13 protein-coding genes are annotated in these 14110 nt (G+C 74.3%); 8 read left to right on the top strand and 5 right to left on the bottom strand.

The annotated features are described in order from the left end of the window. Positions 1–86 precede the first annotated feature (86 nt). Positions 87–371 (top strand): DUF6158 family protein, encoded by a 285-nt coding sequence (locus ACF9IK_RS30915; RefSeq protein ID WP_395297357.1) that lies wholly within the window; start codon positions 87–89, stop codon positions 369–371. A gap of 263 nt (positions 372–634) precedes the next feature. After that, complete coding sequence (locus tag ACF9IK_RS30910) at positions 635–2023, top strand: NADP-dependent succinic semialdehyde dehydrogenase (RefSeq protein WP_395297356.1); 1389 nt, start codon at positions 635–637, stop codon at positions 2021–2023. A gap of 112 nt (positions 2024–2135) precedes the next feature. On the opposite strand, the gene ACF9IK_RS30905 is transcribed toward ACF9IK_RS30910, so the two are convergent. Together ACF9IK_RS30905 and ACF9IK_RS30900 are read right to left on the bottom strand one after the other, a co-directional pair. Further along, the gene (locus ACF9IK_RS30905; RefSeq protein ID WP_395297355.1) at positions 2136–2417 is read right to left on the bottom strand and encodes a hypothetical protein; all 282 of its coding nucleotides are present in this window, start codon (positions 2415–2417) and stop codon (positions 2136–2138) included. 53 nt (positions 2418–2470) lie between these two features. Beyond that, positions 2471–3583, bottom strand: a complete 1113-nt coding sequence (locus ACF9IK_RS30900; protein WP_395297354.1) for a Ku protein — start codon at positions 3581–3583, stop codon at positions 2471–2473. A 180-nt stretch (positions 3584–3763) separates the two neighbouring features. Here ACF9IK_RS30900 and ACF9IK_RS30895 point away from each other — a divergent pair, with 180 nt between their 5' ends. Beyond that, positions 3764–3988 carry a hypothetical protein gene (locus tag ACF9IK_RS30895; protein WP_395297353.1) on the top strand — a complete coding sequence of 75 codons (225 nt, stop codon included), beginning with the start codon at positions 3764–3766 and terminating at the stop codon, positions 3986–3988. Between the two features lie 93 nt (positions 3989–4081). Here ACF9IK_RS30895 and ACF9IK_RS30890 read toward each other — a convergent pair whose 3' ends face one another. Beyond that, positions 4082–5284 carry a metallophosphoesterase gene (locus tag ACF9IK_RS30890; RefSeq protein WP_395297352.1) on the bottom strand — a complete coding sequence of 401 codons (1203 nt, stop codon included), beginning with the start codon at positions 5282–5284 and terminating at the stop codon, positions 4082–4084. Between the two features lie 296 nt (positions 5285–5580). Between ACF9IK_RS30890 and ACF9IK_RS30885 the strand changes: the two genes are divergently transcribed. From ACF9IK_RS30885 to ACF9IK_RS30875, 3 genes are all read left to right on the top strand, one after another. Beyond that, positions 5581–7041, top strand: coding sequence for an amino acid permease (locus ACF9IK_RS30885; protein WP_395297351.1), 1461 nt, complete (start codon positions 5581–5583; stop codon positions 7039–7041). A 175-nt stretch (positions 7042–7216) separates the two neighbouring features. Next, positions 7217–8188 carry an EI24 domain-containing protein gene (locus tag ACF9IK_RS30880; RefSeq protein WP_395297350.1) on the top strand — a complete coding sequence of 324 codons (972 nt, stop codon included), beginning with the start codon at positions 7217–7219 and terminating at the stop codon, positions 8186–8188. 566 nt (positions 8189–8754) lie between these two features. Beyond that, entirely contained in the window at positions 8755–9477 is a 723-nt protein-coding gene (locus ACF9IK_RS30875; RefSeq protein ID WP_395297349.1) for a transglycosylase SLT domain-containing protein, read from the top strand. Positions 9478–9591: 114 nt separating this feature from the next. On the opposite strand, the gene ACF9IK_RS30870 is transcribed toward ACF9IK_RS30875, so the two are convergent. Beyond that, complete coding sequence (locus ACF9IK_RS30870) at positions 9592–10209, bottom strand: TetR family transcriptional regulator (RefSeq protein WP_395297348.1); 618 nt, start codon at positions 10207–10209, stop codon at positions 9592–9594. Between the two features lie 264 nt (positions 10210–10473). Here ACF9IK_RS30870 and ACF9IK_RS30865 point away from each other — a divergent pair, with 264 nt between their 5' ends. After that, positions 10474–11970 (top strand): MFS transporter, encoded by a 1497-nt coding sequence (locus tag ACF9IK_RS30865; protein WP_395297347.1) that lies wholly within the window; start codon positions 10474–10476, stop codon positions 11968–11970. Positions 11971–12200: 230 nt separating this feature from the next. After that, a complete protein-coding gene (locus ACF9IK_RS30860; protein WP_395297346.1) occupies positions 12201–13223 on the top strand; it encodes a glycosyltransferase family 2 protein in 1023 nt (340 codons plus the stop codon). A gap of 98 nt (positions 13224–13321) precedes the next feature. Here ACF9IK_RS30860 and ACF9IK_RS30855 read toward each other — a convergent pair whose 3' ends face one another. Further along, the gene (locus ACF9IK_RS30855) at positions 13322–13945 is read right to left on the bottom strand and encodes an HIT family protein (RefSeq protein WP_395297345.1); all 624 of its coding nucleotides are present in this window, start codon (positions 13943–13945) and stop codon (positions 13322–13324) included. Positions 13946–14110: the final 165 nt, after the last annotated feature.

The raw sequence follows: 14110 nt of genomic DNA, 5'->3' as shown, positions 1-14110 counted from the left end.
GACAGGTCCCCGTACTCGAACGGGTGTACCGGCGGCGGGGGCCGGGCACCGGGTAAGCGGGGGGACCGGCCGAGGAGGTAGTGGACATGCGGCACCCCACCGACGCTCCGCACATCAGGCCCGAGGGCATCTCGCCTCACGCCCTCGGCAACGACACACTGGTGCACGAGCTGGAGCAGCTGCACCGGACCCGGCACGAGACGTTCCTGTACGGGTCGGAGGAGGCGCTGAAGCGGCACACCCTGCGCACCGGGCAGCTGGAGGCGGAGTACCTGCACCGGTTCCCGAACCGGCTGGTCACGGCCGGGCGGACCAGGGCCGGCGCCCGTGCCCGGGAGGCGGCGGCCCGCGTGGAGTCGCTGCCGGAGTAGGTCGCGTCCCCCGTTTCGTCCACCGCCCGACGGGACACGCCGGGCGGTGGAGGCGTGCCCACGGCCGGGCCGTCGGCCAGGGTGGTCTCAGACCCCCGACCCGCGCTCCGCGGATCCGCCCGCGCGGCCCGAAGCCCGGCCCCGCGAAGCCCGACCCGACGCAGAGCCCCGACGCAGCAGGACCCCGGAAGCACCCCAGCAGGACCCGAGCAGGACCCCGAAGCCCCAACCCCGACCCCAACGGACACCCGGGAGGCCCGACCGTGCCCATCGCAAGCGTCAACCCCGCGACCGGCGAGACCCTGGAGACCTTCGAGGAGCTGGACGCCGCCGGCATCGAGCAGCGGCTGGCCCGCGCCGAGGCCGCGTTCCGCACCTACCGGACGACCTCCTTCGCCCACCGCGCCCAGCTGCTGCGCCGCGCCGCCGACCTGCTCGACGAGGACCGGGAGGCCGTCGCCCGGACGATGACCGAGGAGATGGGCAAGCCGCTGACGGCCGCCCGTGCCGAGGCCGCGAAGTGCGCGAAGGCGATGCGCTGGTACGCGGAGAACGCGGAGGCACTGCTCGCCGACGAGCACCCCGACCCCGCGGACGTCGCCGACGCCGGCGCCGCCCGCGCCTACGTCCGCTACCGCCCGATCGGGGCGGTGCTCGCCGTCATGCCGTGGAACTTCCCGTTCTGGCAGGTGATCCGGTTCGCGGCACCGGCCCTGATGGCGGGCAACGTGGGCCTGCTGAAGCACGCCTCGAACGTGCCGCGGACAGCGGTGGCGCTGGAGGAGCTGTTCGTGCGGGCCGGGTTCCCGGAGGGCTGCTTCCAGACCCTGCTGATCGGTTCGCGCGCGGTGGACGGCGTCATCCGCGACCGCCGGGTCGCCGCGGTGACCCTGACCGGCAGCGAGCCGGCCGGTCGCGTGGTGGCCGCCGCCGCGGCCGACGAGGTGAAGAAGGCGGTGCTGGAGCTCGGCGGGAGCGACCCCTTCGTGGTCCTGCCCAGCGCCGACCTGGACGCCGCCGTGCGCACCGCCGTCACGGCCCGGGCGCAGAACAACGGGCAGTCCTGCATCGCGGCCAAGCGGTTCATCGTGCACGCGGACGTCTACGAGCCGTTCACGGCCGCGTTCGCCGAGGCGATGCGGGCGTTGAAGGTCGGCGATCCGCTGGAGGAGGCCACCCAGGTCGGCCCGCTGGCCAGTCGGCAGGGCCGGGACGACCTGGAGGAGCTGGTCGAGGACGCGAAGAAGCACGGCGCCCGGGTGGAGTGCGGCGGGCGCCGCCCCGAGGGCCTCGACGCCGGCTGGTTCTACGAGCCGACGGTGCTGACCGGCATCACCCCGGCGATGCGGATCCACCAGGAGGAGACCTTCGGCCCGGTCGCCACCGTCTACCGGGTGGCCGACCTGGACGAGGCGGTGGCACTGGCCAACGACACGCCGTTCGGGCTCAGCTCCAACGTGTGGACCGACGACCCGGCCGAGCAGGAGCGCTTCGTCCGGGACATCGAGGCCGGCGGGGTCTTCTTCAACGGCATGACCGCCTCGCACCCTGCCCTGCCGTTCGGCGGGGTCAAGCGCTCCGGCTTCGGGCGGGAGCTGTCGGGGCACGGGATCAAGGAGTTCTGCAACGTGACCACGGTCTGGGTCGCCTAGCGCCGCGTTCCGGCGCCGCGCAGCGTTCCGGACCCTCCGCCCCGGCCGGGGGACGTGTCCCCCGGCCGGGGCGAACGGCCTCCGGGCCGGGGCGGAGGGCCTCCGGGCCGGGTCAGGTGGCCGTCCGCGGCCTGCCCTGGCCGTGCGTCATCCAGCGCACGACCATGCCCATCAGGACGATCAGGGTGATGCCCCAGACGATGCTGAAGACGATCAGCCACGGCAGCGACGTGATCTGGGCGCCGACCGCGCCGAGCCCGAGCGAGAGCCCGAGCAGGAAGACCACGGCCGTGGGTGTGATGCTGAGCAGGCCGTGCCAGGCCCGGTGCGCCAGGCCCGGGTGCTGCGGGGCACCGGGGCCGGTGTCGAGTTCCTTGTAGGTGAGCAGGTCCATCTGTGATCGCCTCCGGACGTCGTCGGGACTGCCGGTGAGCAGCTCACGAGGCCTCACGAGGCCTTGCGGGGAGCTGCGGACTTCCTGGTGCCGGTCTTGGCGCCGGCGGTGGCCTTCGCCGTGGCCTTCGCGGTGCCCTTCGCGGCGGTCTTCCCGGCGGCGGTCTTCCTGGCCGCGGTGTTCTCGGCGGCGGTCTTGCCCGCCGTGCTCTTCCCGGCCGCGGCGGCGGTCCGCGTGCCGCCGCCGGAACCCGCGCCGGCGGACGGCTTGCGGGGAGCGGCAGCCCGTTTGCGGGGCGCCGGCGCCGCCGGCTCCGGCCCGGTGTCCGCCTCCGGCCCGTCCGCTGCCGCCCCGGCGTCCTCCGCCGGTTCGCCCGGATGACCGCGCCGGGACCCCTTCGCCTCCCGGAGGCTGCTGCGCAGCGCCTCCATCAGGTCGATGACGTTGTCGGGCGCCTCGCCCGGCTCCTCCTCGTGCGGCAGTTCGACGCCCTGCAGCCGGGCTTCGATGACCTGCTGGAGCGCCTGCTGGTAGTCGTCGTGGAGCTGGGCGAGGTCGAAGTCCTCGGAGAGCGTCTCCATCAGCGAGCGCGCCATCTTCAGCTCCTGCGGCCGGACGACGACCTCCTCCTCGGGCGCGATCCCGGCCGCCGGCCGCACCTCGTCGGGCCAGATGCAGGTCTGCAGCACCAGCGTCCCGTCGTGCACCCGCAACACCGCAGGGGACTCCCTGGTCCGCAGGGCGATCTTGGTCACCGCGATCTGGCCGGACTCGGTGAGCGCGTCCCGCAGCAGCGCGTACGGCTTGGCCGCGGCCTTGTCGGCCACCCCGACGTAGTAGGCCTTGGAGAACATCAGCGGATCGATCTCGCCGGCGTCGACGAAGGCCAGCACGTCGATGATCTTCTTGCTGGGCAGCGGCAGGTCGGCGAGGTCCTCGTCGGTGAGGGTGACCGTGCGGCCGTCGGGCGACTCGTAACCCTTGGCGATCTCGGCGTACGGGACCTCCCGCTCCTCCCGTTCGCAGTACCGCTTCATCCGCACCCGGCCGCCGTCCTTGGCGTGCACCTGGTGCAGCGGTACGTCGTGCTCCTGGGTCGCGGAGTACAGGTGCACGGGGATGCTGACCAGCCCGAAGCTGATCGTCCCCTTCCAGGTGGTCTGCATGGGGGTCGCCCCTCTCCGGAGCCGTCCCGGGGTTCGCGCCGACCGGAGCCTCCCGCCCCGGGAACTCCCACTCTGCCCGCGTTTGCCCGGATCGGCCACAGGATCCGTTCCGGGCCCGGCCGGCGGAGAATGGGCGGCGGGAAGACCCGGGGGAAGGCGCGGACCCGAGGAGGAGCCGTGATGCCGAGGACCGAGGCAGCACCGCCGCCCGCCCCGCCGCCGGATCGGACGGTGTACCGGGTGGCGTACACCCTGGCAGGGGAGCGGGCCGTCCGCCGGGCCGAGGTGGCGGTGGTGCCCGGCTACTCGCAGGAGGGCGACATCCCGCGCATCCTGGCCGCCCGCCTCACCGGGAACCCCGCCGACGGGCGGCGGATCGTCCTGCTCGACGTGCGCGAGCGGTGAGGCGGGCCTGCGCGAGCGGTGAGGCCGACGCACGGACCGGACACGCCCGCGAGCGGCCGGCCTCGCGGCCTCCGGCCCGCCCGGCAGCGACCCTCAGGCCTGCAGCGAGGCCAGCGTGACGACGGTGATGTCGGACGGCGCCCCCACCCGGACGGGCGGACCCCAGGCACCTGCGCCGCGCGTCACGTAGAGCTGGGTGTCGCCGTAGCGCTCCAGCCCGGCCACGGTCGGGTTGGCCAGCTCGGCGAGGTAGTTGCCGGGCCAGAGCTGGCCGCCGTGGGTGTGGCCGGAGAGCTGGAGGTCGACGCCGTGCCGGACGGCGTCGTGGACGGTGACCGGCTGGTGGGAGAGCAGCACCGAGGTGCGGGCCCGGTCGCGGCCGCCGAGCGCCTTGGCGAAGTCCGGCCCGTCGCCCTCGTTCCTCCCGGCGAGGTCGTTCACCCCGGCCAGGTCGAAGCCGGCCAGCTCGACCCGTGCGTTCTGCAGCGGGTGGACGCCCAGCTCGCGGACGAAGTCCACCCAGGGCGCCGCGCCGGAGAAGTACTCGTGGTTGCCGGTGACGAAGAAGGCGCCGTCACGGGCTCGCAGCTGCGCCAACGGCTCCGCGGCCGCGCCGAGTTCGGGCACCGTCCCGTCCACCAGGTCACCCACCACGGCGATCAGGTCGGGCTGGGTGCGGTTGATGGTGTCCACGATGCGCTGGGTGTGGGCACGGCCGAGGATCGGCCCGAGGTGGATGTCGCTGACCACGGCGATCCGGTAGCCGTGCGCCTGGCGGGGCAACCTGGCCAGCGGCACGGTGACCTGCTTCAGCCGCGGTCCGCGCAGCACCCCGTAGGCTCCGTTGCCGACCACGGCCGCCGCCGCGCCGGCGGCGCCGATCGCGACCGTCCGGGCGACGAACAGCCGGCGCTCGGGCGACGGCACCGCCGGTACCGGCCGATCGTCGGCCTCCGCCGCTGCTGCGGGTGCCGCCGCCTTCCGGCGCGGCAGCCTCAACAGCAGCGGACGGACCGCCTCCCCGACCGCGAGCGCCAGCAGCAGGTAGAGCAGCACCGCGAGCCAGAGGAAGCCCGGCCAGGCGAACCAGCGCTCCACGGACAGCGGGAACTTCCGCCCGCCGAGCAGCGCCCCCAGCGAGAGCAGCGGCAGCGCCACCGCGAGCACGGTGCCGGTCCGGCGCCACCACCCGCCGGGCACGGACACGTCGCGCACCAGGCGCCGCCAGAGGTACCAGTGCGCGAGGGCCAGCACGGCGAGCACCACGAGGAGGCCGAGCAGGACGAGGACGATCATCACGCGGACAGTATGTCCGCCCGGCCGGGCCCGTCCGCCGCCGGGTCCGGGGCGGCCGCGAGATCGCCCGAGGCCCCCGAAACACCTGGCGATGTGTCAGATTTGAGCTTTCCACGACAGCTCTTCACCCGCGCTGACCTGGGCTTTCGTGTCCGCTCAGCGAACGGTTTCCGGGACGTTGTTCCGATACTCGTAGGTAGAAGTTAGGTTGCACCGCATTGCGCGGGTCCGTCCCCCACCCTCGGGCGAACGAGCCGAGGGGCAGGCCGCGCCGGAAAGGCAACAGGACACCCTCCATGAGTGCGGAAACCACCACATCGGCCGGTTCTCCCCCGGTCGACGCCGCCAAGCAGCAGCTCCAGCACGGAGCGCCCGGCCACGGCGGCGACGGCCACCTGAAGGCCGGGCTCAAGAACCGCCACCTGTCGATGATCGCGATCGGCGGCGTGATCGGCGCCGGCCTGTTCGTCGGCTCCGGTGCGGGCATCGCCTCCACGGGCCCCGGCATCCTGCTCTCCTACACGCTCGCCGGCGTGCTGGTCGTGCTGGTGATGCGGATGCTCGGCGAGATGGCGGCGGCCGATCCGCAGAGCGGCTCCTTCTCCGCGTACGCGGACCGGGCGCTCGGACGCTGGGCCGGCTTCACGATCGGCTGGCTGTACTGGTTCTTCTGGGTCGTGGTGCTGGCCGTCGAGGCCACCGCCGGCGCGAAGATCCTCAACAACTGGGTGCCCGGCGTACCGCAGTGGGGCTGGGCACTGATCGTGATGGCGGTGCTCACCGCGACCAACCTGTTCTCGGTGGCCTCCTACGGCGAGTTCGAGTTCTGGTTCGCCGGGATCAAGGTGGTGGCGATCGCCGCCTTCCTGGTGATCGGCACCCTGGCCGCGTTCGGCCTGCTGCCCGGCACCCACGCGGTGGGCACCGAGAACCTGGTCGGCCACGGCGGCTTCCTCCCGCACGGCATGGGCGCGGTCTTCACCGGCATGCTGACAGTCGTCTTCGCCTTCATGGGCAGTGAGATCGTCACCCTGGCCGCCGGCGAGTCGGAGGACCCGGAGAAGGCGGTCAGCAAGGCGACCAACAGCGTGATCTGGCGCATCGGCGTCTTCTACCTGGGCTCCATCCTGCTCGTGGTCACCCTGCTGCCGTGGGACTCCGCGGCCGTCAAGGGCAGCCCGTACGTCGCCGTGCTGGAGCACATCGGCATCCCCGGCGCCGGCCAGGTGATGGACGTCATCGTCCTGACCGCCGTGCTCTCCTGCCTCAACTCCGGGATGTACACCGCCTCCCGGATGGCCTTCTCGCTCGGCCAGCGAGGCGACGCCCCCAAGGTCTTCGCCTCGGTGACCGACCGCGGCGTGCCGCGGGTCGCGATCCTGTGCTCGGTGGTGTTCGGCTTCATCGCCGTCTTCTTCAACTACACCTCCCCCGACACCGTCTTCTCCTTCCTGCTCAACTCCTCCGGCGCCGTTGCGCTCTTCGTCTGGCTGGTGATCTGCTTCTCCCAGCTGCGGATGCGCAAGATCATCGAGCGTGAGATGCCGGAGCGGCTGACCGTCCGGATGTGGCTGTACCCCTACCTCACCTGGACCGCGATCGGCATGATCGGCTTCGTGGTGGCATACATGTTCACCGACGCCGACGGGCGGAAGCAGATGTACCTGTCGCTGGTCGCCGCAGCGATCGTGCTGGCGGCGTCGGCCGTGGTGGGCCGACGGCGGCGGCAGGCCGCGGCGGTGGAACCGGCTGCCTGATCCGGGGCACACCGGCCGCGAACGCCGGGCCCGGGAGCCGTTGCGGAGGCTCCCGGGCCCGGTGCGGCGTTTCCGGGCCCGGCGCACGTGCTTGCGCGTGCTGGCGCGCGGCCCGTCACCGGACCCCCACGGCACCGATATGACCCGGTGACGGCCACCCCCTACCCTTCCCCCTATGCGAGATCTTGTGGCGGGGACGGGGTACCTGGTCAAGGGCCAGAAGTGGGTGGCGCGGCACGGCCGCTGGTGGGCGTTCGGCATGATCCCGGCGCTGATCACCCTGATCGGATACGTGGTGGCGCTGGCGTTCCTCGGGGGCTGGTCGGAGGACCTCGCCACCTGGGTCACCCCGTTCGCCGACGACTGGGGCTCGCCCTGGCAGGGCATGCTGCGCACCGCGCTCGCCGCGATCGTCTTCGGCGGCGGCCTGCTGATCTCGCTGATCACCTTCACCGCGGTCACGCTGCTGGTCGGCCAGCCGTTCTACGAGTCGCTCTGCGAGAAGGTGGACGAGTCCGAGGGCGGCGCACCCACCCCGCCGGACGTCCCGCTCTGGCGGGAGCTGGTGGTCTCGGCCCGCGACAGCCTCTTCGTGCTGGTGCGGGTGGCCGGCTTCGGCATCCTGCTGTTCGCCTGCGGGTTCATCCCGGTGGTCGGGCAGACCCTGGTGCCGGTCGCGGGGTTCCTGGTGTCCGGCTTCTTCCTCGCGGTCGAGCTGACGGCCGTCGCGCTGCAGCGGCGCGAGGTGCCGCAGCGCGAGCGGATCCGCCTGCTGCGCGCCCGGCTCGGCCTCACGCTCGGTTTCGGCGTGCCGCTGGTCCTGGCCTTCCTGATCCCGTTCGTGACCGTCCTGGCCATGCCCGGCGCGGTCGCCGGGGCGACCCTACTGGCCCGCGAGCTGGTCCCGGTCGAAGAGGAGCCCGCCGACGGGGACGACGCGGCGGAGCCGGCGGAGGCGACCGCCGCCGCACCGGGCGCGGCCCCCTACCCGCCGCAGCCCAAGCACCCCTCGTACGGCGGCCCGCAGCCGGTGCCCGGCAACCCGTACGCACAGGGGCCCTCCGCCGAGGGCCGGCACCCCGGGGGCGGCTCCCCCGAAGGGCCGTACGTGCGGAACCCGTACGCGGACAACCCGTACCGCACCTGACGCGGAGCGTCGGGGGTGACCGTCCGCTCACCCTGCGTCCATCGACCGTCCGCCGGAATGTGAAGCCGCCCACACGGGATTCTCGTACTACTGCCGTCGATAGTGGACAGACCTCGGGCACCCCCGCGCGAACGCCCGCGACGAGGACCGGACCCGCGGCACGGCAGGCGCCCACGGCCCCGCCGGCCCGCAAGAACGCAGGCCGCCGGCGGGTTGCGCCCGATCGTTCGCCGACAGAACGGCCGATCCGGCCGACGATTGGACAAAGAGGACAAACCGGACGAAAGCGCCCGGCTCCGGCCGGGCGCTTCGCCGTTTCCGCCCGCCGACCCACTACCCCGCGTAGTACCGGGCGGCTTTGCCGCCCGTGCCGCGCCCTGCCAAGAATGGCCCGTCGCCAGGCAGCGCTGCGGACCTGTCCCCCGCCGCGCATCCCGCCCGCCCCGTCGTCACCGCCGGGGTGCCATGGCCGTCCCGGACGGCATTGCGGGCCTGCTCACCCGAGCCCGCGTGCCGGACGCCCCGCGCTCCCGACACGGCCCCGACGGAAAAGGATCGCCCGCTCCATGCAGCTCAGCCATGCCCGCCGCAACTCCCTGATCACCGGCATCACCACCCTCGTGGTGGCGAGCGCGGCCACCGCCGCCCTCGCCATCCCGCAGGGCGGCGGCGTCGCCGAGGCCGCCGCCCCGGCGGCCGGCGTCACCGGCGTCACCGGCGTCACCGGCGCCGCGGGGGTCTCCGTGGACGGGCAGCCGGTCGCCGACCAGGCGGCCCAGGCCGACGCGGAGGCCGCTGCGGCCGCCCAGGCCGAGGCTGCAGCGCAGGCCGCCCAGGCCCAGGCCGACGCGGAGGCTGCTGCGGCCGCCCAGGCCCAGGCCGCCCAGGAGCAGGCCGACGCCGCGGCGAAGGCCCAGGCCGAGGCCAAGGCGAAGGCCGACGCGAAGGCCGCCGCCTCCCGCTCCCAGCAGCGCTCCGCCCTCAACGCCAAGCCCAGCTACTCGGGCAGCCCGCGCGAGATCGCCGCCCAGATCGTCCCGGCCGGCCAGCTGCAGTGCTTCAGCAACATCGTCTCCCACGAGAGCAGCTGGAACCCGCGCGCCGTCAACGCCTCCTCCGGCGCCTACGGCCTGGTCCAGGCCCTCCCGGGCTCCAAGATGGCCTCGGCCGGCGCCGACTGGCGCACCAACCCGGCCACCCAGATCAAGTGGGGCCTCGACTACATGAACTCCCGCTACGGCAGCCCCTGCGCCGCCTGGTCCTTCTGGCAGTCGCACCACTGGTACTAGGCCGGCCCCGCAGCTCGTCCGAGGCCACCCGCGAAACCGCGCGGGTGGCCTCCGGCCGTTCCCGGCCCCCGAACCGGAGCCGGACCGCCGCGCCCGGCCGTACCGTGCGGCCGGCTACCTCCCCGGCCGGGGGGAGGCCGGGCGGGGCCGGAGGGCGAGGCGGAGCAGGGGGAGATGGGTGCGCGCGATTTCATCAGGCGGCAGCGAGGCGAGCGGTTCGAGGCGCAGCATGTAGCGGGCCATGATCAGGCCGGCCAGGTGGACGGCGAAGTCGCAGGCGCGGCGCCGGGCGTCCGCGCCGCCGATCCGGGCCGCGATGCGGTCGACGATCTCCCGCTGCAGGACCTCGCTCACCAGGGTGCCGACCGCCGGGTCCTGGACGGCGCTGCCGAGCATGGCACGCAGCGGGTCGGCGGCCACCGGGCTCCCCCACACGTCGAGGACCTCGGCCAGGATGCGGTCCGGCAGGGTCTCGACGTCGCCTTCCAGGACGAGGGCGAGGCGTTCGGCGGGGTTGGTGGCCAGGGCCAGCGCGGCGCCGAAGAGGCCCTTCTTCGAGCCGAAGAAGTAGCTGATCAGGGCGAGGTCGACGTCGGCCTCCGCGGCGATCGAGCGCATCGTCACGGCCTGGTAGCCCTCGGCGAGGAACCGGCGGCGGGCGACGTCGAGGATCTGGGCGCGGGTGTCCGGGCTTCCGGCGCGCCGGCCCCGGCGCGGCGCTTTATTCATCATGGTTGAAATACTAGGGGCGGCGCGCCCAGTCTGGCGGCATCGAGCCACCCCCGGACGACCGGACCGGTCCGCGGCGGGTGGGAGGACGCGAGGGAGAGAAGGCCTGCCATGACCGCCGCCGAGCCCAGAGCCGCCGCCGGACCCAGAGCCGCCACACCGGGAGCCGCCGGAGAGGAAGCCGCCACCGCGCCTGCGGGTGCCGGCGTTCCAGCCGGGCCCGCAGCGCCGGGCGGGCCGGCCGGCCGCCACCATCTGGTCCTCCTGGTGACCTGCCTCGCGCTGGCCACCGTGGTCGCCGCGATGGCCTCGCTGAACGTGGCCCTGCCGGAGATCGCCCGGGCGACCCACGGCAGCCAGACCGAGCTCTCCTGGATCATCGACGCCTACAGCCTGGTGTTCGCCGCCCTGCTGCTGCCCGCGGGCGCGCTCGGCGACCGGTTCGGCCGGCGCCGGGCACTGCTCGTCGGCCTGGCGCTGTTCGGCGGCGGGTCGGGGCTGGCCGCACTGACCACCGATGCCACCGCACTGATCGCGCTGCGGGGCCTGCTGGGCGTCGGGGCGGCGCTGGTCATGCCGGCCACCCTGTCGACCATCACCGGCACCTTCCCGCGGGCGCAACGGACCAGGGCGGTCAGCGTCTGGGCGGCCGTGGCGGGGGCCAGTGCGGTGGTCGGGCTGCTGGCCTCGGGGACGCTGCTGGAGCTGTGGTCCTGGCGCTCGGTGTTCCTGCTGAACGTGCTGCTCGCGGTGGTTGCGCTGGTCGGGACCCTGCTCGTGGTGCCCGAGTCCGCCGATCCGGACGCGCCGCGGCTGGACCTCGGCGGGGCGGTGCTGGCCGCGACGGGCCTGGGCGTGCTGGTGTACGCGGTGATCGAGGCCCCGACCCGCGGCTGGGGGGATCCGCTCACCCTCGGCGGGATCGCGGTCGGGCTCGCCGTGCTCGCCGGCTTCGTCGGCTGGGAGCTGCGGCGGCGTCACCCCCTGCTGGACCCGCGGCTGTTCCGCAACCGCCGGTTCGCGGCCGGCTCGCTCTCGATCACCTGTCAGTTCTTCGCCTTCTTCGGCTACATCTTCGTGATCATGCAGTACCTTCAGCTGGTGCGTGGGGACACCGCCCTGGTGGCAGCCGTGAGCGTGCTGCCGATGGCCCTGGCGATGGTGCCGATGGCCCGCCTCAGCCCCCGGCTGACCGACCGGTTCGGCGCCCGCGGCCCCTGGGTGACCGGCCTGGTGCTGATCGCCGCCGCGATGGCCGCCTTCAGCGGGCTCGACGCCGAGAGCCCGTACGCGCTGCTCGCCGGCGGACTGTTGCTGCTCGGCGCCGGGGCCGGGCTCGCGATGACGCCCGCGACCACCGCGATCACGGACGCGCTGCCGCAGTCCCTGCAGAACGTCGGCTCGGCGATGAACGACCTCTCCCGCGAGCTCGGCGGCGCCCTCGGCATCGCCGTCCTGGGCAGCGTCCTCGGCGCCGGCTACCGTGCCGGACTCGACGTCACCGGGCTGCCGCCGCAGGTGGCCGACGCGGCGCGGTCCTCCCTCGCCGCGGCCTCCCACTTCGGCGGGCCGGTGGCCGAGCACGCCCGCGCGGCGTTCGTGGACGGCATGCACGTCACGCTGCTGACCGGCGCGGGCGCCGCGCTGCTGGCGGCCGTCGCCGTGGCGGCCCTGCTGCGGCGGCCGGCGGGAAGGCCGGCCGAGCCGGCGGCCGACCTGCGGCTGGTGGCCGAGCCGCCGCAGCCCTCGGCCGGCGACCGCTGAGCCGACTGCGCCGGGAGCACCCCTCTTCGGACGTCCGCCGTCGCCCGGCCACCGCGCCGGGCGGCGGCGGGGCGACGTGGGGACTGTGCGTGAGCCGGCACCAACGTGGACGCGCCCGGAACGACACGTGAAGATATGGCGTACACCCGTACGATTTGACGGGTATTGCTCAGAATTACGGGCTGTCAAGGCTTTGCCACCTCCGACGAGCGCTCCTACGCTCCGGCCTCATGCCCTCACCCCTGCTCAGCGTCCTGGTCCCCGCCTATGACCAGCAGAAACAGCTCTCGGAGTGCCTGGACTCGCTGCTCGCCCAGTCCTTCCGCGACTTCGAGGTGATCGTCGTCGCGGACCGCTCCGCCGACGCCCCGGCCGGGATCGCGGACGCCTACGCGGCCCGCTACCCGCAGGTCTCGGCGCTCCACCTGGACGCGGCGGTCGGGGTCGGGGTCGCCCGCAACGCGGGCGCGGCACGGGCGGCGGGCGAGTACCTGCTGTTCCTGGACGCCGACCACCTGCTCGCCCGGGACGCCCTGCAGACGCTCGCCGACCGGCTCGCACAGACCGGACCGGTGGACGTGCTGGTGTTCGGGCACACCCGGCGGCACGGCGGACGGGACTGGCCGGGCGGCGCCGAGGCGCTGCTCGCCGAGGCCGGGCCGGAGCCGTTCGGTCCTCTGGAGCGGCCGGAGGTGTTCGGCGCGCCCCCGCTGATCTGGGACCGGCTGGTCCGCCGCGAGCACTGGCGTGCCCAGGGCCTGGCGTTCCCCGACGGCCGGTACGAGGAGGTCCCGGTGGTCCACGCGGCGATGCTGACAGCCCGGCGGATCGCCGTGCTGCCGCGCGCCTGCGTCCAGCTGCGCCGCCGGGAGACCGTCCACCCCACCGGCTCGCCCGGCAGCGGCGTGTTCGACATCTTCGACCAGTACGAGCGGAGCTTCGCCCTGCTGGAGGAGCTCCCCGACGCGGACGCCGTCCGGGACGCGCTGTTCACCCGGATGATCCGGCACTACCTCTTCGTCTTCGACCTCGCCGGGTGCGTGGCGCGCGCCGAGCGCCCGCAGTTCTTCCACCGCGCCGCGGAGCACCACCGCCGGTTCCTGCCGACCGGACACCGGCGGCCCGGAGGGCGCGAGGGTGTGAAGTTCTCGCTGCTGGCCGGCGGCGCCTACCCGGCGTTCGAGGTGGCCAAGCTCTCCCACATCGCCAAGGGCACGCTCACCGGTTCGTCCCGGCGCAAGGCCTCGGCCTGACGCAGGGGCACGGACGTCGGTCGCGGTGCGTCCCGAGCCGGGCGCGGTCGCCGGGCCCGGGCCCGGGGCCGTCCGCCGGCCCCGGGCCCGTCGGCCGCTCAGACGTGGGCCGTGCCGCCCTCGGCGGCCATCACGGCGGCGATCCGGCTCGCCGTCGCGGCCCACGCCTCGTCGGAGGGCTTCGGCAGGACGTCCATCCACAGCGGCAGGGTGGAACCGCGCAGCTGCGCCATGCCCTCGGGCCGGGCGATCAGCCACAGGTGCAGGTGGGCGGCGCCGTCGCCCCAGCGGTTCACGTGGACCCGGCCGATGCCGCCGAGCGCCAGCAGCGCCGCCTCCACCCTCTGCAGCATCGGGCCCAGCTCCGCGGAGCGCTCCGCCGGGAGGTCGAGCAGGTCGTGGTGGGCGCGCGGCTGGAGCAGCACGACGGCGGGCAGGCCGGCCGGCTCGTCCATGCTGCTCAGGCGCCAGTGCTCGTCCGTCCAGAGGAAGTCCGCGTCCGGGCGGGCGCACTGGGCGCAGGCCTCCGGTCCGTCCTCGCCCTCCCGCGGCGGCTCGGACAGCTCGGGCGCCCGAAGCACCCGGACCTTCAGGTCCCCCTCGTACGGGAAGATGTCCCAGGACGGCGCACCGCCGGCCGGGAACGGCGGGCGCTCGCCGATCGGCAGGCCGGCGACGTAGTCGGCTCCGGCGGAGCCGCCGGCCGGATTCGTGATCGTCATGTCGGCCGAGCGTGCCACATGACGCCTCGTCGGATGCACACCGGGGTGCCGGCACCGCGCGGACCCGCCCGGCTGGGATGATCGCGGGTGCACCGGCCGTGACTGCGGCGGTCCGCGGAACCGCGCCGTCCCGCTCGTCCCGCCCCGCCCCGCCCCGTACCGGGA

This window comes from Kitasatospora hibisci (genome assembly GCF_043950205.1).
In the GTDB taxonomy this organism is placed as follows: Bacteria; Actinomycetota; Actinomycetes; order Streptomycetales; family Streptomycetaceae; genus Kitasatospora; species Kitasatospora hibisci.
The sequence above is the reverse complement of the archived record's forward strand: the minus strand, read 5'-3'. Positions and strand labels throughout refer to the sequence as shown.